This window comes from Pseudomonas sp. yb_5, assembly GCF_043103865.1.
In the GTDB taxonomy this organism is placed as follows: Bacteria; Pseudomonadota; Gammaproteobacteria; order Pseudomonadales; family Pseudomonadaceae; genus Aquipseudomonas; species Aquipseudomonas putida_Y.
Genome location: NZ_JBICKE010000034.1, coordinates 28,450 through 46,064 on the forward strand (window position 1 = coordinate 28,450; position 17,615 = coordinate 46,064).

Genomic DNA, 17,615 nt, shown 5'->3' on the forward strand with positions numbered 1-17,615 from the left:
GGCGGCATGGACGACCAGCAGTAAGGGAACTATGTGAAGCGAAGCAGTCCGCTGTCACCGCTGTTGCTGGGAGCCTTCGGGTTCCTGGCCCTGAACTTCCACCCGGTTGCCCAGGCAGCCGATGATATAGACCCCCACCTGCGCCAGATCGGGCCATCTCTATTACGCGATGCGCCCGAGGCGGTGCCCGCCCGCCCGCCCATCGGCATGGCCCCGGTCGCCAGTGGCGAACGGCTGAGCCTTACCGACGCGGTGCTGCAGGCAGCGCAATGGCACCCGAGCATCGCTGAGGCCATCGGCAACCTTTACAAGCAGGGCGAAGGCATCAACGTCGCCCGTGCGGGGTACTACCCACAGATTTCCGGCGGTATCCGCACCGGTTATGACACCGGTTATGGCGGCGACCGCAATAGCCAGGCCCTGAACCTGTCGCTCAAGCAAATGCTCTATGATTTCGGCAAGGTCGACAGCGCCGTCAGTGCGGCCCAGGCTGCTGCCGCCCGCGCCCAGGCCAATATCCTGCTGGTGGTCGACGATCTAGCCCGCGACACAGCCTATGCCTGGATCGAAACCCGCCGCTACGAGCAACTGATGACGATTGCCCGCGACCAGATTCGCGGCGTGGGCGACATTGCCGGCATGGCCCGTCAGCGTAGCGACATGGGCGCCAGCACCCGTTCCGACGTGGTGCAGGCCGAGTCCCGCGTGGAAAGCGCCCGTGCCACCCTGGAGGAGTACCAGTCACAGTACGAGCGCTGGCGCTCGACCCTGGCGGCGCTGATGGGCCGCGTTACCCCTCCGGCACTGGCCGAGGGCTCACCCGCCGAGCTGAACCAGGCCTGCAAGCGCCCTGCACAGGGTGATGACCGCCTGCCCGCCGTGCTGATGGCCTTGGCCCAGCGCGCACAGGGCCAGGCCGAGCTGGCCCAGGCCAAAGCGGAGGCCTACCCCACCCTGTCGCTGCAACCGCAGGTCAATCATTACCTGGACGACGACTACAACCGCGATAACGCACGGCTGGACCGCACCCAGGCGGGCATCTACCTGAACGTCGAAGTCCCCATCTACCAAGGGGGCTCCATCAGCGCCCGTACCCGCGCGGCCAGCCACGCGCTGACCGCCGCCGACTCCGCCGAGGACGCCGCACGCCTGCAGGCGCGTCGGGGCCTGGCCGAGGCCATGGCGCAAACCTCCGGGCTGGGCCGCCGGCTGACCTCGCTGGAAGCACGCCAGGCCAGCATTCAGGAGGCACGCATGCTCTACGGGCGTCAGTACCTGGACCTGGGCACACGGCCACTGCTCGACCTGCTCAACGCCGAGCAGGAGATCTACCAGTCACGCTTCGAACTTGCCGGCACCCGCTCCGACCTGCTGCGCCTGGATGTCGACTGCCTGTACAACACCGGTGCCCTGCGCACGGCCTTTGGCCTTGAGGGGCGCAACCTGCAAGGTGTGGAGATCCAGCCATGAGTGATTCGATCGATGTGACCCTGCCCAACCAGGCGCCCGCGCCGGAGCAGGCCGCCGCGCACCGGCCAGACCTTGGCCCCTGGCTTGAGGTGATATTGCAGGTGGCGCACCACTACCGCCTAGACGTATCACCCCAGCGTATTCGCCTGGCCGCTGTGGAGGATGCCCGCCCGTTGAATGAAATCCTCCGCCACATGGCACGTCAGGCGGGGCTGGCACTGCGCTTCGTGCACTTCGATGCCAAGGGCCTGCGGCAATGGCGCACGCCGCTGGTGCTGGAGCTGGACGACGGGCAGTTGGCGGTGGTCGAGTCGGTGACCGAAGAGGATGACCTGGCGGTAGTGTTTGCCGGTGACCAGGGCCTGACTTCGCGCCTGCCCCGCGACACCCTGAAGGGCCGCATCAACCGCGTTGCCCTGCTGCGCCCGGCCCGGCCACTGCGCGATGTGCGCACCGACGACTACACCGCGCCTTACGACCGCCACTGGTTCGCCCGCATCGTACTGCGTGACCTGCGTCCCTATGGGCAGGTAATGGTCGCGTCACTGGTGGCCAACGTGCTGGCGCTGGCGGGCGTGCTGTTCTCGATGCAGGTGTACGACCGAGTGATACCGGCCGAATCCCTGCCCACCCTCTACGTCCTGTTCGGCGGTGTGGTGTTGGCACTGGTGTTCGACTTCAGCATGCGCCTGCTGCGGCTAAAGGTGACCGACCTGCTCGGCAAGCGCGCCGACCTGCGGGTGAGCGACCTGGTGTACGGCCATGCCCTGCGCCTGCGCAACTCGGTGCGGCCGAAGTCCACCGGCTCGTTCATCTCGCAATTGCGCGAGCTGGAATCGATCCGCGACCTGATCACGTCCAGCACCGCTACGGTGCTGGCCGACCTACCGTTCTTCCTGCTGTTCCTGTTCGTGTTCTGGCTGATCGGCGGCGTACTGGTGTTCATCCCGCTGGTCGCGCTGCTGGCCATGGTGTTGCCTGGGTTGCTTGCACAACGGCGCCTGGCACGGTTGGCTAACGCCTCGATGCGTGAGTCGGCGCTGCGCAACGCCATGCTGGTGGAAAGCATCCAGGGCCTGGACGAAATCAAGGCACTGCAGGCAGAGGCACGCTTCGAACGGCAGTGGAACCAGTACAACGCGGCCTGCGCGCACACCAACCTGCGCCTGCGCACCCTCACCAACGGCCTGGTGACCTGGACGCAGAACGTGCAAGGTGCAGTGTTTGCTGTGGTAATCGTGATCGGCGCCCCCATGGTCATCGCCGGCGACCTCACGACAGGTAGCCTGGTGGCGGCATCCATGCTTTCGTCGCGAATGATGGCACCGCTGGCCCAGCTGACCCATGTGCTGACCCGCTGGCAGCAGGCCAAGGTCGCGCTGCAAGGCCTGGACAAGCTGATGCAGTCGCCGGTCGACCACCCCGAAGGCGAAGCCCGCGTGCACCTGCCGGCGATTCACGGCGAGTACCGCCTGCGCCAGGCCAACTTCCGCTACAGCGAAGAGTACCCGCCAGTGCTGAACATTGGCCGGCTGGATATCCAGCCGGGCGAGCGCATTGCCGTGCTGGGCCGCAACGGCGCCGGTAAATCAACCTTGCTGCAGGCGCTGGGCGGGGCCATGGACCTGGTACAGGGCGAGATCAGCCTGGACGGCATCGCAATGGCCCACCTCGACCCGGCTGACCTGCGCCGTGACGTCGGCCTGCTGCCGCAGTACGCGAGGCTGTTCCACGGCACCCTGCGGGAAAACCTCACCCTCGGCGCCGGCCAGGCCAGCGACCAGGAACTGGTGGCCGCGCTGGCCGCCACTGGCGCACTGGACTTCGTCCGCCGCCTGCCCAAGGGCATGGACCACTTGATCCTCGAAGGAGGCCTGGGCTTGTCTGGCGGTCAGCGCCAAGCCTTGGTGCTGTCGCGCTTACTGGTACGCCAGCCGCAGGTGCTGCTGCTGGACGAGCCGACCGCGTCACTGGACGACATGACCGAGCGCAAGCTGCTGGATAACCTGGAGCGCTTCTGTCAGGGCCGTACACTGGTGATCGCAACCCATCGCCTGAGCGTTCTGCAGCGGGTCGATCGGATCCTGGTGCTGGACGCCGGGCGTATTGTCATCGATGACACGCGCGATGCCGCGCTGGCCAAACTGCAAGGAGCCCAGGCATGAGCGACCATGAACTTCCAGCCTCCTACCTGGACGGGCAGGACGACCAGGCGGTATTCCGTGCCGGCCGCCTGATCACCCTGTGCGCGTTGATGCTGGCGGCGTTCCTGGCCTGGGCGGCCTGGTTCGAGGTGACCGAGGTGTCCACCGGCACAGGCAAGGTCATCCCCAGTTCGCGAGAGCAGGTAATCCAATCGTTCGAGGGCGGTATCGTCGCGCAGATGAGCGTGGCCGAAGGCGACTTGGTCGAGCGCGGCCAGGTACTGGCCCAGCTCGACCCCACCAAGACGGCGTCGAGCGTTGGTGAAAGCGAAGCCAAGTACCGCGCTGCCAGGGCCAGCCAGGCCCGCCTGCAGGCAGAGGTGACCGGCAAGCCACTGACCTTTCCGGCGAGCCTGCGCGACTCTCCTGACCTGATCGATGCCGAAACCGCGCTGTACCAGACCCGCCGCCACGGCCTGGAACAGACCCTGGCGGGTATTCAGGACTCGTTGCAGCTGGTGCGCAGCGAGCTGAAGATCACCGAGAGCCTGGCGAAGATGGGTGCCTCCAGCCGGGTCGAAGTGATCCGCCTGAACCGCCAGCGTTCCGAGCTGGAACTCAAGGCCAACGAGGCGCGCTCGGACTATCTGGTGCGCGCCCGGGAAGAACTGGCCAAGGCCAGCGCCGAAGCGGACGCCCTGTCGGAAGTGATCCGCGGGCGCAGCGACTCACTTACCCGCCTGACCTTGCGTTCGCCGGTGCGCGGCATTGTGAAGGACATCGAGGTCAACACCCTGGGTGGCGTGGTGCAGCCCGGTGGCCAGGTGATGAAGATCGTGCCGATGGACGAACGCCTGCTGATCGAAACCCGCATCGCGCCACGGGACATCGCCTTCATTCACCCCGAGCAGGCGGCCAAGGTCAAGATCAGTGCCTATGACTACTCGGTGTACGGCGGGCTGGACGGCAAGGTGGTGGGCATCTCGCCGGATACCCTGCAGGACGAGGTCAAACCGGAAATCTACTACTACCGCGTGTTCATACGCACCGAACAGGACAGCTTGCAGAACAAGGCCGGCAAGCGCTTTGCGATCGTGCCAGGGATGATTGCCACGGTGGATATCCGAACGGGCGAGAAAACCATCCTCGATTACCTGATCAAGCCGCTGAACCGGGCCAAGGAAGCCCTGCGCGAACGCTGATCCAGGCGTTTACACACATCACTTGTGTGTGGGCATACCCGCTCCCACAGGGTCCCAAGCATTGCTGGGTTCTGCGCAAAATGTCTAAAGCCCGACCAAAACAGGCCGATAACCAGTTATCCCCCTGCACCCCACCGAAGGTCACCATGGCCACGCAAAATGCCCGCGCGGATTCGCTATCCCTGCTGCTGTTCACCCTGCGCAGCGGCAAGCTGATGGCAATCAACCTGCTCAAGGTCAGCGAGATCATCCCCTGCCCGCCGCTGACCAAGCTGCCCGAGTCGCACCCCCACGTAAAAGGCGTGGCAACCCTGCGCGGCCACTCGCTGTCGGTCATCGACCTGTCCCGCGCCATCGGCGAACAACCACTGGCCGACCCACAGGGTGGCTGCCTGATCGTTACCGAGATCAGCCGTTCGCGCCAAGGCCTGCATGTACAGGCGGTCAGCCGCATCGTGCATTGCCTGAGCACCGACATCAAACCGCCGCCCTACGCCTCGGGCACCCGCTCGTTCATCACCGGCGTGACGCGCGTCGACAACACCCTGGTGCAGGTGCTGGACATCGAAAAAGTCATACACGCCATCGCCCCGCCCGTCGCCGAGCCAGCACACGGCACCTTGAACGAAGAAGATGCCAGCCTGCTGGCCGCGGCCAATATCCTGGTGGTGGACGACAGCCAGGTGGCCTTGCAGCAGTCGGTGCACACCCTGCGCAACCTCGGTATCGAATGCCACACTGCGCGCAGCGCCAAAGACGCCATCAACGTGCTGCTGGAACTGCAAGGCACCGCGCAGGAGATCAACATCATCGTCTCCGACATCGAAATGAGCGAAATGGACGGCTACGCCTTCACCCGCACGTTGCGTGAAACCCCTGACTTCCAGCACCTGTACGTGCTGTTGCACACCTCGCTGGACAGTGCCATGAGCAGTGAAAAGGCGACCCAGGCCGGGGCCAATGCCATCCTTACCAAGTTCTCCTCGCCAGAACTGACCGATTGTCTGGTGGTGGCCGCGCGTACCGTGGTGTTCGCCGAGCACTGATATATTCAGCGACAAACTCCCCGGCTGGCCGCCGGGGGTGACTCGGGCATAATTCGCGCCCCTCGCAAGAAAATTGCCGGAATCACATATGAAGCTTCTCAGCGCTATCCTGATCAGCTGTGCCCTCTTCAGCGGTATTGCCCAGGCCTCCAGTAGTCGGGCCTGGAACGAGCAGCGCCAGCAGATGCTCAAGGCCTGCCTGACCGCCAGCCAGTTCAAGGACGCCCACGCCCGCGGCAAGCCCGCCGAGTTCGATGACCAGGCAGGCATGAGTGCCCTGCTGATCGAAGGCGTCTATCCACAAAAGCATATGCAGCAGCGCACCGGCACCGAGCTGTGCCTGTACGACCGCCAGCACCAGCGTGCCTTCGTCAGCGAATGGAGCCCGGAAGCCAAGTGACCGACCGCTTACGTTTCGGCTGTACCGGCTGCGGCAAATGCTGCACCGGCCACCATGTGCCACTGACGCTGGCCGAAGCTCGTCGCTGGGCGGACGATGCCGGCCAGGTGGTGGTATTGATCGAGGCCTTCGTCGTGGACGGCCCTGGCATGCCGCTGGAGCAGCGTGACCATGTGCTGCGACGCTCCCATCCGGTGAATTGCGGCGAGGGCGAGGCACGTATCTCGGTGACCTTTGCTGCATTCAACCCCGGACGTTGCCGTAACCTCGACGCCAACGACCTCTGCACCATCTATGAGCATCGCCCGCTGGTCTGTCGCATCTATCCGGTAGAAATCAACCCACATATTCCACTGCGGCCAGACAGCAAGGACTGCCCTCCGGAGGCCTGGCAACAGGGGCCGGAGCTGATTCACGGCACGCAACTGGTCGATGTGGAACTGCAGGCGCTGGTACAGGCTTCGCGCCAGGCCGACCGTGATGACATTGCGGCCAAGGTGGCGGTATGCCAGGCATTGGGCATGACTACCAGTGCGCTCAAGGGTAACGGGTTTACCGCTTACTTGCCGGACATGGGGGCGTTTGCTGCGGCGCTGGCGCAGGTGCCGGGGAATGAAGGGGCGCAGTGGACCTTGCATGTGCAGGATGAAGCGCTGACGGCGAGCTTGCAGGCACTGGGTTTGCGCACGACCCATGAAACCCCGGTGTATTACGCCTTTATCGGTTTCTAGCCTGACCATCTTGCCCAGGGCGGCGCACTGTGCAGGTGCTCTAGCACGGGACTTTCGCCGAAAGTCCCATTATTTCACCCAACGATCGTTACCTTTTGCGCAACAGTGCTTATCGCACTTCGCTCTGTTTCGAGTGCACTGAAAGGACTAACTTTACCCCTGTCCTCATTAGCACTTGCACCGCAAGAAGGTAGTTTCAAATGTCCAACAGTATGGGTATTGCCAGCGTCTTCGTCCTGTCTTCCCTGTTGTTGTCGCCACTGGCCATGGCCGAAGAATCCCCGGCTTTCGTTGCCCGTAATGCAGAGCTCGCGGCGGTCCATCAAGAGGCCCGTGACGCTGTAGCCGCAAATAAATCCGACACCGTAAAAGACGCGAAACAGACAGCTTCCAAAGTCACCGTCGACACCAGTGCCGACAGCTGATCAAACGCTGTCACTGCTCCTGTTTTCCCTTGGCTACGCCATGGGCACCTCCGGTGCCGATATGTTAGCCTTTTAAAGGCCGCTGCCAATCAGCGGCTTTTTTTATGTGCTTCAACTCTCAGCCTGGTTGTAACGTCCACCTATAAAAAAGATGCACATTCAAAAATAAAAACTGCCCCACCGTCAGACCAAAGGAGCTAGTACCGGTGCCTTCCGCGTTTCGCTTTACCCCGCTTTTCATTGCGTTGACTGCAACGATCCCTTTCGCCGCTCAGGCAGATGAAGACAAGGCTGATGGCTTCATCGAAGGTTCGTCGTTCAACCTGCATTTCCGTAATGCCTACTTCAACCGCGACAACCATAACGCCGGCGTGCGCGACACCCGCGAGTGGGGCCAGGGCGCGGTGGCACGCTTCGAGTCGGGCTACACCCCCGGTGTGGTCGGTTTCGGCCTGGACGCCCATGCCATGCTGGGCCTGAAGCTCGACGGCGGTGGCGGCCATGCCGGCACCAGCATCCTGCCCGAGCACATCAAGGACGACGGCGAGCTGGGCGCAGCCCCGCACTCGTTTTCCACTGCCGGTGCCGCGGTCAAGCTGAAAGCCTTTGACACCGAGCTGAAAGCCGGGGACCTGTTCCTCACCAACCCGGTGATCGCCGGTGGTGAAACCCGCATGCTGCCGCAGACTTTCCGTGGTGTGAGCCTGACCAACACCAGCATCGACGGCCTGTTGCTCGAAGGCGGCCAGGTCAGCTTCACCCACCCGTACAACCAGAGCGGCCACCGCCGCATCGACACCTACTACGGGTCACTGGACGAGCACGACAAGAGCAAGCACCTGAACTGGGCCGGCGCGTCGTGGAGCGGCACCGAGCACATCACCGCCAACCTGTACGCCGCCGAGCTGAAGGACATCTGGAACCAGTACTACGCGGACTTCGACTACACCTATGTGGTCAATGACCTGGTCAGCCTGAATCCGGGCGTGCACTTCTATCACACCCAGGACACCGGCCAGGCCCTGCTAGGCAAGATCGACAACAACACCTACAGCGTGCACTTCACCGTCAACGCTGGCTTCCACAGCGTCACCGCCGCCTACCAGCGAGTGAACGGCAACACGCCATTCGACTACATCAACCTGGGCGATAGCGTGTACCTGGACAACTCGCGCATGTACTCGGACTTCAACGCGCCGAACGAGCGCTCGTGGAAACTGCAGTACGGCTATGACTTCGCCGGTGTCGGCGTGCCTGGTTTGAGCACTTCGCTGTCGTATTCGCGCGGTGAGGCCGACCTGACCAAGGCCACTCAGGACACTACTCACTACGACTACTACCGCGAAGATGGCAAGAACGCCATGCACTGGGAACGCGACCTGGACGTGAAATACGTGTTCCAGGAAGGTGACCTCAAGGACCTGTCGGTGCTGGTGCGCTATGCCACCCACCGCGGCAGCCAAGGTTATGCGTCGATCGACAGCAACAGCGACAACGATGAAGTGCGGGTAATCGTCGACTACCCACTGAACGTGTTCTGATCTTGCGCTGCAAGCATCGCCTATAACCCTGTGAGAGCGGGTTCACCCGCGAAGAAGGCACCGCGGTGTTGGGCACCGGCTGCGCCGATGTTCGCGGGTAAACCCGCTCCTACAACGGCCTGTGTCCATTCCCCGGTGTGTGTCCCACCGCAGATCAGTGTTGTAGGAGCGGGTTTACCCGCGAATACGGTAGTGGCGGCAACGGTGAACGGCGGGTGGAGATTGGCCAGCAGGGCCGGCCTCTTCGCGGGTAAACCCGCTCCTACAACGGCCTGTGTCCAATCCCCGGTGTGTGTCCACCGCGGATCAGTGTTGTAGGAGCGGGTTTACCCGCGAATACGGTAGTGGCGGCAACGGTGAACGGCGGGTGGAGTTTGGCCAGCAGGGCCGGCCTCTTCGCGGGTAAACCCGCTCCTACACGACGGCCAATCGAAAAGTACGGTACACCGTGCTTCCGTCGGACAAATCTTGTCCGACAATGCCCGCTTCCCTAGAATATTGCCGCCGCGAATGGCCCTGCCCACGCAGTAGCGAGCATGCCCACCCAGTCCCCGCGTTTCGCAGTCTACAGGTCGCACCCCGAGCTGATCCTCAACCTGGGCAGTTGCCTTGCCGTGCTCGCCATCGTGGCCATCGTCAGCTACCTGCTTGCTCGCGAGCGCGAAAGTGTCGAGCAGTCGGCGGTGCGCTCGTCGAACAACATCGTCCAGCTGATCGAAAGCGACATCCTGCGCAACGTCGAACTCTACGACCAGTCACTGCAAGGCCTGATCTGGGCCGTCGGGCGCAAGGAACTGCCGGAGGTCTCCGGTCCGATACGCCAGCGCCTGCTGTTCAATGAAGCCTTCATCGACCGCAAGCGCGGTGACGTGCTGTGGCTGGACAAGCAAGGCAATGTCGTCGGCGACTCCACCAGCAGCGTGCCACGCAAGGCCAACTTCGGTCACACCGGGGTGTTCAAGGCTCACCAGCAGAATGCCAACCTCGGTTTGCTGGTGGGCCCCCCTTTCAAGGCCAAGCTCGGCGACCTGGACTGGTGTATCAGCTTCAGCCGGCGCATCTCCGGCCCCAATGGCGAGTTCGCCGGGTTGGCAGCGGGTGCGCTGCGCCTGTCGTACATCAGTGAATTGTTCCAACGCCTGGACATTGGCCACGACAGCAGCATCAACCTGTTCAATACCGACGGGCAGTTACTTGTCCGCCAACCCTACCGCGCGCAGGACCCACTGATTGGAACCTCCTACACCGAACGGCCCAATTTCAAGCGCATCATCGCTGAACAGAGCGGTAACTTCACCGCCCGCTCCGACATCAACGGCAAACTCCGCATGTTCACCTTCGCCCGAGTCGCGCAGTTGCCCCTGATCGTGCTGGTGGTGCACTCGGCCGACGAGGTGTTCGAGTCCTGGCGCCGTACCGCCATTGTCGTCAGCGTCGCCACCGGCGCTCTGTGCGTGGGCATTCTCTGGCTGACGTTGCTGCTGGGCCGCGAACTGCGCCGCCGCCACGAAGCAGAAGAAGACCTGGCCATGCTCGCTTCCACCGATAGCCTGACTGGCCTGGCCAACCGCCGCAAGCTGGACCATGTGCTACGCCAGGAATGGGCCCGCGCCCAACGTAACCGTAAGCCGCTGGCGATATTGATGGTGGATGTGGACCACTTCAAGGCATTCAACCAGCGCCATGGCCACGCCGGTGGCGACCATGCCTTGCGCGAGGTGGCCCGGGCCATCGAAGCATGCATTCGCCGCCCGGCGGACCTGGCCGCGCGTTACGGTGGGGAGGAGTTTCAGGTGGTGCTGCCGGAAACCGATCTGGCCGGGGCCCAGCTACTGGCTGAACGCATCCGCACCAGCGTCGAGGCGCTGGCGCCGTTTGCGGATGATGCTCACGCCGTGACCGTGAGCATCGGTATCGGTCTGTCCGGCACCCAGCAGGACCTTGGCAGGCTGCTGGGTGCTGCGGACGAAGCGCTCTACCGGGCCAAGGCCAATGGCCGCAATCGGGTAGAGGGCCCGCTCGATTAGGAGCGGGCGCGAGCGGCGTTGCGCAGGGCCTTGACCTGGTCATGGTTGCGCTGCACGCCTTGCAGCTGCTTCTCCACCAGGCTGTAGGTCATGTCGCTGGCAGTGCGGCCCAGTTTCACCAGTTTCTCACGGGCTTCCTTGTAGGCCTTGAGGGCGTGGTCCTCGCCACGTTCCACCTCGTTCAGCACCGCCTCCTCGTCCTTGCCGGTGACCATCGACTTGAGGTTGACCCAGCCGCGGTGAAGGTCGCCACTGATGCTGGTGGAGGTTTCCGGGTCGCCGCCCAAGCGACGGACTTCGCCCTGCAATTCACTGGCAGCGCTGGCGCACTCACCCGCGCGCTGGACGAAGAACGCTTTCAGCTCGGGGTTCTTCACATCATCGGCCGAAGCCTTGAAACCTTTCTCGCCATCCTTGCTGTACTCGATCAGGTCGTTGAGTACGTCGATCACGTCTTTGTTGGGGTTGCTCATGGTCGAACTCCTTGGCAGGTGATAGTCCTCTAGGGAAATGCAGCGTTCGTGCCACGCTTAACACAAAAATAAATTTCTTTTTATTCAATGACTTACATACAAGAGACGACAGCTGGTAACGGCGTTCTGCATGATTGCCGCTTGGGGCTTCGTGCAGATTGCAGTATGGTCGGCGCCTTTCCACAGCCAGGTGCGCGCAGATGAAGCCGGAAACCCTCGAACTACTGGTGACCCGCAGCATGCCGTTCGGCAAGTACCAGGGGAGAATCATTGCGGATCTGCCGGGGGACTACCTGGCGTGGTTTGCGCGCAAGGGCTTTCCGGCAGGGGAACTGGGTGGGTTGCTGGCGTTGATGCATGAGATCGATCACAACGGGCTGGGTGATCTGCTGGTGCCGTTGCGGCAGAAGCATCGCCGTTGAAAGGCCAACGCGGGCTCTGTGGGAGCGGCCTTGTGTCGCGAAAGGGCTGCGAAGCAGCCCCAGATTTTCAGCTTCGCAACTTAGATTGCCGGGGCCGCTTTGCGGCCCTTTCGCGACACAAGGCCGCTCCCACAGAACGAGGTCTGCTCATACACTTTTAGCAGGCGCCACGGCCAACTCCACACGCTCGCTCTTCTTGATAACCGCATACACCACCGCTGTCACCAGGCTACCCGCCACAATCGCCAGCAAATACAGCAACGCATGGTTGATCGCGTTGGGGATCAACAACACGAACAAGCCGCCATGCGGCGCCATCAGCTTGCAGCCAAAATACATCGACAATGCCCCGGTCAACGCACCACCGGCGATACTGGCCGGGATCACCCGTAACGGGTCCTTGGCGGCAAACGGAATCGCCCCCTCGGAGATGAAGCACAGCCCCAGCGCCAGCGCCGCCTTGCCCGCCTCGCGCTCGCTCTGGGCGAACTTGCGCCGGGCCAGGAAGGTGGCAATGCCCAAGCCGATCGGCGGCACCATGCCGGCGGCCATGGTCGCCGCCATTGGCGCGTAGCTCGACGAGGCCAACAGCCCCACCGAGAACGCATAGGCGGCCTTGTTGATCGGCCCGCCAAGGTCGACGCACATCATGCCGCCCAGCAACAGCCCCAGCAGGATGGCATTGGTGGTGCCCATGCTGTCGAGGAAGTGCGTCAGGCCTTCGAGCATCGCTGCTACCGGCTGGCCGACCACGTAGATCATCACCAGGCCAGTGAACAGACTGGCCAGCAATGGAATGATCAGGATTGGCTTGAGCGCCTCCAGGCTGCTGGGCAAGCGCGCCCATCGGGCAATGGCCTTGGCGCTGTAACCGGCAAGGAAACCGGCGACAATGCCACCGATGAAGCCGGCACCCAAGGTGCTGGCCAGCAGGCCGCCGATCATGCCGGGGGCCAGCCCGGGGCGGTCGGCGATGGACCATGCGATATAACCCGCCAGTAGCGGCACCATCAGTTTGAAGGCGGCTTCGCCGCCAATCTGCATCAACGCCGCCGGCAAGGTGCCCGCCTCTTTGTAGGCTTCGATACCGAACACGAACGACAGGGCAATCAGCAGGCCGCCGGCCACCACCATCGGCAGCATGAACGACACGCCGGTAAGCAAATGCTTGTACACGCCGGTTTTCTCGCCCTTCGTCGGCGTGGATGCCGCTGCGGCGTCGGCGCCGTTTTCCACCGCGGCCTGCGCCAAGGCCTTGTCCAGAGTGGCGCGGGCCTGCTTGAGGGCAATGCCGGTACCACAACGGTAAATACGTTTGCCGGCGAAACGTGCAGTGGGAACTTCAATGTCGGCGGCCAGCAACACCACGTCCGCCGCAGCGATGGCTTCAGCAGACAAGGGATTGCGCGCACCGACCGAGCCCTGGGTCTCGACGGTCAACTGGTAGCCCAGTTGCTGTGCGGCTTGCTGCAAGGCTTCTGCGGCCATGAAGGTATGGGCTACGCCGGTCGGACAAGCAGTCACGGCAACGATGCGGGTACCAGCACTGCCAGCGGCGGCCGGGCCATCTGTCACTGCGGCCAGCAGCTCGGCGTTGGCCGCCGCTTCGTCGAGAAAGCCTTCGCGATCAGCCAGCGCCTGGGATGGCGTGCTTTGGTACAGGCGCTTGCCGACGAAGCGGGCCAGGTCCACCGGACCGGTGCTGACCACAAGCACCCAGTCAGCCTCGGCGATCTGTGCGGCGCTCAGCTGCCGCTCGGGGTGTTCAGTATTCTGCACTTCGACGCTGGTGCTCCAGCCGCGCCGCTGGGCAGCGGCGGACAGCAAGCGTGCGCTCAGTACACTCGATACCTGGCCATTGGGGCAGGCGGTGACTATGGCAATGTTCATCGGCAACCCTCTTGTTATTCTGTCAGTTGCACGGCCGCTTCCAGTTGCACCAGGTGCTCGCGGTCACGGATACCGAAGCCAACCTGGGTAACGGCCTGGGCGGCGATGGCAGTGGCTCGGGTCAACGTCTGCGCAGGCGCCTCGGCCAGCAGCAGGCCGTGGACCATGCCGGCCACCAGCGAATCCCCCGCCCCCACCGTGCTGGCAACCCGCACCTTGGGTGGGCGGGCGTGCATGGCCAGGTCACGACTGAACCAACTGACGCCCTGCTCGCCCGCAGACACCACCACGTGTTCAACGCCACTGGCCAGCAGGCGCTTGGCGGCAGCCGTCTGTTGCGCCAGGTTATCCACAGGCAGGCCCAGCACTTCGCCCAGTTCTTCGGTATTGGGCTTGACCAGCCAGGGCGCGCTCTGCAAACCGACACGCAGGGCTTCACCACTGCTGTCCAGGACAACCTTGAGGCCTTGAGCCTTCAACAGTTCGAGCAACTGGCGGAACCAGTCGGCACTGATCCCGCGCGGCAGGCTACCAGCCACCACCACGGCATCGTGACCTGGGGCAATCTGTTGCAGTTTGTGCAGCAAGGCGTTGCGTGCCGCCTCGTCCACCTCCGGGCCTTGCCCGTTGATGTCGGTAACGCGGCCATCGGCCTCGACCAGCTTGATATTACTGCGGGTTTCGCCCGGCACACGGACGAAGCAGTCGGTAAAACCGCGACCGTCGATCAGCGCCTCGAAGGGCTGCAGATTGTCGCGCCCAAGGAAACCGCCAACGGTTACGCTGTGCCCCAGGTCGGCCAGTACCTGGGCAACGTTCAGCCCCTTGCCCGCGGCGTGACTGTGCTGCGCCTGGCTACGGTTGACCTGCCCGGGGCGCAGAGCGTCCAGGCCGATGGTGATATCCAGCGCCGGGTTCAGGGTGAGAGTGAGGATCTTGGCCATTCAGTAACGCTCCACCAGCGCGCGAACTGCTGCGGCGCTGTCCTGTTGCAGGGCCTCGCGCGCCAGGGCGCGGGCTGTCTGATGATCGGCCTGGCGAACCAGTGCCTTGACTTCGGCGATGCTGCGCGCGGAGACGCTGAGTTCGTCCACGTCCAGCCCCAGCAGCACGGCCACCGCCTGCGGGTCGGCCGCCAGCTCGCCACACACGCCCACCCACTTGCCGTGGGCATGGGCGGCGCGCACGGTCATGTCGATCAGGCTCAACACCGCCGGGTGCAGGCCATCGGCCTGTGCCGAGAGGCTGGGGTGGCCACGGTCGATGGCCAAGGTGTATTGAGTCAGGTCGTTGGTGCCGATGCTGAAGAAGTCCACTTCGCGCGCCAATTGCGCTGCCAGCAGGGCCGCTGAAGGCACCTCGACCATAATGCCCAGTTGCAGGTCGGCTACCGGGATTTCTGCACGCAGGCGCTCCACCATGGCCCGAGCCTCACGCCACTCGTGCACCTGGCCAACCATCGGGAACATGATGCGCAACGGGCGCTGGTCGGCGGCCCGCAGCAACGCGCGCAACTGGTCTTCCATCACTTGCGGGCGCTGCAGGGTCAAACGCACGCCGCGCACGCCGAGGAAGGGGTTCTCCTCGGCAGCGATCGGCCAGTAAGGCAACGGTTTGTCGCCGCCAACATCAAGGGTACGCACCACCAGCGGGCGCCCATCGAGGCCATCGAGCACGCGGCGGTACTCGGCTTCCTGGGTGGCCACATCCGGCGCTTGAGGGTGGGCCATGAAAATCAGTTCGGTGCGCAGCAGGCCCACACCCTCGGCGCCCTGCTCCACCACCTTGGCGATACCGTTGCCATCACCGATGTTGGCAAACACCTCGACGGCATGCCCATCCCGGGTGACAGCCGGCTCGAAGCGGTTGGCCCAGGCGGCCTGCAGGCGTTGCTCGCGCAGGTCGCGCTCGGCCAGCGCCCGCTGCAGTTCATCCGCTGGCGGTGCGACGCTAACCACACCACGCTGGCCATCGAGCAACAGCGGCGTACCATTGTCCAACAGCAGTATCGACGCACCCGCGCCGACCACCGCTGGTATACCCAAAGCACGGGCGACGATGGCACTGTGGGCCGTGGCGCCGCCCTGGGCGGTGACAATGCCGGCAACCCGGCTGGGGTCCAGGCGAGCGACATCGGATGGACCGACTTCGGTCATCACCAGCACATAGGGTTGCTCGGGTTCAGCCTGCGCCTGCACACCACACAACTGCGCCAGCACGCGGCGGCCGATATCGCGCAGGTCGGCGGCGCGCTCGGCGAGCAGCGCATCGTGCAATGCCTCTTGCTGACGGGCCGCTGCGTCGATCACGGCCATCCACGCAGCCGCAGCGCTTTCGCCCTGGGCCAGGCGCTGCTCGACATCGTCGGTCAGGGCCGGGTCGGCAAGCATTTCCTGGTGGGTGACGAAAATTTCGCCAATGGCCTTGTCGCTGCGCAGGACCAAAGCCTGCAGTTCGCCATTGACGATGGCCAACGCTTCGCGCAGCTTCTGCCGCTCCTGGGCGCACGATTCACCCCGCAAGGGATAGTCGAACTCACGCTCGACACAGACATGCGCCGGGCCGCTGGCAATGCCGGGGGCGGCACCCACACCCTGGATACGACTGCCGGCCGCTGGCGCTTGCAGTACTTCGGGTACGTCATCGGCAATGGGCGTGACGCTCTGCGGTAGGGGTTCCACCTCCTCACCCAAGCCTTGTTCGATAGCGGCCAGCAACACCGGCAAGGCATCGGCAGCGATGCTCGGCTCGGCGACCAGCTCCAGTGCCTGACCACGGCGGGCGCCGAGGCTGAGCAGCTTGCTCAGGCTCTTCACCGATACCGCTGGCTGCGCGCTATCGACCAGGCGCACACGAATTTCCCCTTCAAAGCCTTTGGCCAGTTGTGCAAGCACCTTGGCCGGGCGGGCATGCAAGCCATGTGGATTGGCCAGCACGACACGTGCGCTGGGCCAGTCCGCCGGCGCTTCGCCGCCCAGTACTTCCAGTACCGCACGGCTGTTGGTGGCCTGGTAGAGCATCTGCCCGCGGCCTTCGATCAGCACTTCGCACAGACGCTCAAGCAGGGCCTCGTGAGCGGCGCCAAGGCTGGCCAGGCAGAACAGACCGTTGAGCGGCTGGTCGCGGTAACGCAGCGGCTGCTGCGGGGTGATAAAGGCGAGGCCCGGCTGACGAACCTGGCGCTCGCTGTGCAGCCACCACAGGCCCTCGCCCAGCGGCAGAGGCTCGGCCTGCTGGAGCACGGCGGCAAAGCCACTGTCGACACAGTCGGCACGTTGCAACAGGCGCGCACCGCGCCAGGCCAGTTCGTCGAAGTCTTCAGCCGGCAAGTTCAGCCCCACCAGTTGCGCATCCAGCGCCAACGCTTGTGGCGCGCCCTGCAGCAGCTTGAGCAGCGCTTCGGCTGAGCTGGCCCGGCGCAAGGCTTCGGCCAGGTCGGTCTCGCCCAGCGCACGGGTCAACAGCTGCAGCAGGCGCAGGTGTTCGTCGGAGCGGGCGGCAATACCAATGGCCAGGTAGACCATTTGCCCGTCACCCCAGTCTACCCCCTCGGGAAACTGCAGCAGCCGCACGCCGGTGGCATACACCAGATCGCGTGTTTGCGGCGTACCATGGGGAATGGCGATGCCCTGGCCAAGGAACGTGGAGCCTTGTGCCTCCCGGGCCTGTAGCCCTTGCAGGTAACCCTCGGCGACCAGGCCGTCCGCAACCAGTCGATCCGCCAGAAGGCGCAATGCCTCATCCTTGTCGGCGGCCTTCTGGCCCATGGCTATCTGCTCATTGGCGAGCTCGAGCATGACCTTCTCCTTTTGCAGTTCCCGTTCGGGTACTGGAGTATTGTTGT

Annotated in this window: 14 protein-coding genes; 10 read left to right on the forward strand and 4 right to left on the reverse strand. The window is 63.9% G+C overall.

The window, feature by feature from the left end; translation table 11 throughout:
• The first annotated feature begins 33 nt into the window (after positions 1 to 33).
• The 9 genes from ACF8GF_RS04440 (at position 34) to ACF8GF_RS04480 (ending at position 10,986) form a co-directional block, all read left to right on the forward strand.
• The gene (locus tag ACF8GF_RS04440) at positions 34 to 1,470 is read left to right on the forward strand and encodes a TolC family outer membrane protein (protein WP_176685705.1); all 1,437 of its coding nucleotides are present in this window, start codon (positions 34 to 36) and stop codon (positions 1,468 to 1,470) included.
• Complete coding sequence (locus ACF8GF_RS04445; protein WP_339444567.1) at positions 1,467 to 3,635, forward strand: type I secretion system permease/ATPase; 2,169 nt, start codon at positions 1,467 to 1,469, stop codon at positions 3,633 to 3,635. The genes ACF8GF_RS04440 and ACF8GF_RS04445 overlap by 4 nt, the downstream gene beginning before the upstream one ends.
• A complete protein-coding gene (locus ACF8GF_RS04450; RefSeq protein ID WP_176685703.1) occupies positions 3,632 to 4,816 on the forward strand; it encodes an HlyD family type I secretion periplasmic adaptor subunit in 1,185 nt (394 codons plus the stop codon). Before ACF8GF_RS04445 ends, ACF8GF_RS04450 begins: the two co-directional genes overlap by 4 nt.
• Positions 4,817 to 4,962: 146 nt before the next feature.
• A complete protein-coding gene (locus ACF8GF_RS04455; protein ID WP_021781736.1) occupies positions 4,963 to 5,862 on the forward strand; it encodes a chemotaxis protein in 900 nt (299 codons plus the stop codon).
• 88 nt (positions 5,863 to 5,950) lie between these two features.
• The gene (locus ACF8GF_RS04460; RefSeq protein ID WP_176685702.1) at positions 5,951 to 6,262 is read left to right on the forward strand and encodes a hypothetical protein; all 312 of its coding nucleotides are present in this window, start codon (positions 5,951 to 5,953) and stop codon (positions 6,260 to 6,262) included.
• Positions 6,259 to 6,993, forward strand: coding sequence for a YkgJ family cysteine cluster protein (locus ACF8GF_RS04465; RefSeq protein WP_176685701.1), 735 nt, complete (start codon positions 6,259 to 6,261; stop codon positions 6,991 to 6,993). Before ACF8GF_RS04460 ends, ACF8GF_RS04465 begins: the two co-directional genes overlap by 4 nt.
• A 200-nt stretch (positions 6,994 to 7,193) precedes the next feature.
• On the forward strand, positions 7,194 to 7,418 hold the full coding sequence (locus ACF8GF_RS04470) for a hypothetical protein (protein ID WP_176685700.1): 225 nt from the start codon (positions 7,194 to 7,196) through the stop codon (positions 7,416 to 7,418).
• A 206-nt stretch (positions 7,419 to 7,624) separates the two neighbouring features.
• Entirely contained in the window at positions 7,625 to 8,959 is a 1,335-nt protein-coding gene (locus ACF8GF_RS04475; protein WP_003247305.1) for an OprD family porin, read from the forward strand.
• A gap of 536 nt (positions 8,960 to 9,495) precedes the next feature.
• Entirely contained in the window at positions 9,496 to 10,986 is a 1,491-nt protein-coding gene (locus ACF8GF_RS04480) for a sensor domain-containing diguanylate cyclase (RefSeq protein WP_392487732.1), read from the forward strand.
• Here the strand turns inward: ACF8GF_RS04480 and ACF8GF_RS04485 are convergent.
• A complete protein-coding gene (locus tag ACF8GF_RS04485) occupies positions 10,983 to 11,459 on the reverse strand; it encodes a PA2169 family four-helix-bundle protein (protein ID WP_176685006.1) in 477 nt (158 codons plus the stop codon). The genes ACF8GF_RS04480 and ACF8GF_RS04485 overlap by 4 nt on opposite strands.
• 200 nt (positions 11,460 to 11,659) lie before the next feature.
• Between ACF8GF_RS04485 and ACF8GF_RS04490 the strand changes: the two genes are divergently transcribed.
• On the forward strand, positions 11,660 to 11,881 hold the full coding sequence (locus tag ACF8GF_RS04490; RefSeq protein WP_003247308.1) for a DUF3820 family protein: 222 nt from the start codon (positions 11,660 to 11,662) through the stop codon (positions 11,879 to 11,881).
• Positions 11,882 to 12,028: 147 nt separating this feature from the next.
• On the opposite strand, the gene ACF8GF_RS04495 is transcribed toward ACF8GF_RS04490, so the two are convergent.
• The 3 genes from ACF8GF_RS04495 to ptsP are packed head-to-tail and all read right to left on the reverse strand — an operon-like array spanning position 12,029 to position 17,568.
• Complete coding sequence (locus ACF8GF_RS04495; protein ID WP_176685005.1) at positions 12,029 to 13,771, reverse strand: PTS fructose-like transporter subunit IIB; 1,743 nt, start codon at positions 13,769 to 13,771, stop codon at positions 12,029 to 12,031.
• A 14-nt stretch (positions 13,772 to 13,785) separates the two neighbouring features.
• The gene (pfkB, locus tag ACF8GF_RS04500; RefSeq protein ID WP_392487733.1) at positions 13,786 to 14,715 is read right to left on the reverse strand and encodes a 1-phosphofructokinase; all 930 of its coding nucleotides are present in this window, start codon (positions 14,713 to 14,715) and stop codon (positions 13,786 to 13,788) included.
• Entirely contained in the window at positions 14,716 to 17,568 is a 2,853-nt protein-coding gene (gene ptsP / locus ACF8GF_RS04505; protein ID WP_176685003.1) for a phosphoenolpyruvate--protein phosphotransferase, read from the reverse strand.
• Positions 17,569 to 17,615: the final 47 nt, after the last annotated feature.

Bases quoted from the DNA above. Each gene is read 5' to 3' on its own strand.
- ACF8GF_RS04480 (WP_392487732.1), top strand. From the start codon at position 9,496: ATGCCCACCCAGTCCCCGCGTTTCGCAGTCTACAGGTCGCACCCCGAG.
- ACF8GF_RS04460 (WP_176685702.1), top strand. From the start codon at position 5,951: ATGAAGCTTCTCAGCGCTATCCTGATCAGCTGTGCCCTCTTCAGCGGT.
- ACF8GF_RS04445 (WP_339444567.1), top strand. From the start codon at position 1,467: ATGAGTGATTCGATCGATGTGACCCTGCCCAACCAGGCGCCCGCGCCG.
- ACF8GF_RS04490 (WP_003247308.1), top strand. From the start codon at position 11,660: ATGAAGCCGGAAACCCTCGAACTACTGGTGACCCGCAGCATGCCGTTC.
- ACF8GF_RS04495 (WP_176685005.1), bottom strand. From the start codon at position 13,771: ATGAACATTGCCATAGTCACCGCCTGCCCCAATGGCCAGGTATCGAGT.
- ACF8GF_RS04485 (WP_176685006.1), bottom strand. From the start codon at position 11,459: ATGAGCAACCCCAACAAAGACGTGATCGACGTACTCAACGACCTGATC.
- ptsP (WP_176685003.1), bottom strand. From the start codon at position 17,568: ATGCTCGAGCTCGCCAATGAGCAGATAGCCATGGGCCAGAAGGCCGCC.
- ACF8GF_RS04450 (WP_176685703.1), top strand. From the start codon at position 3,632: ATGAGCGACCATGAACTTCCAGCCTCCTACCTGGACGGGCAGGACGAC.
- ACF8GF_RS04455 (WP_021781736.1), top strand. From the start codon at position 4,963: ATGGCCACGCAAAATGCCCGCGCGGATTCGCTATCCCTGCTGCTGTTC.
- ACF8GF_RS04470 (WP_176685700.1), top strand. From the start codon at position 7,194: ATGTCCAACAGTATGGGTATTGCCAGCGTCTTCGTCCTGTCTTCCCTG.
- pfkB (WP_392487733.1), bottom strand. From the start codon at position 14,715: ATGGCCAAGATCCTCACTCTCACCCTGAACCCGGCGCTGGATATCACC.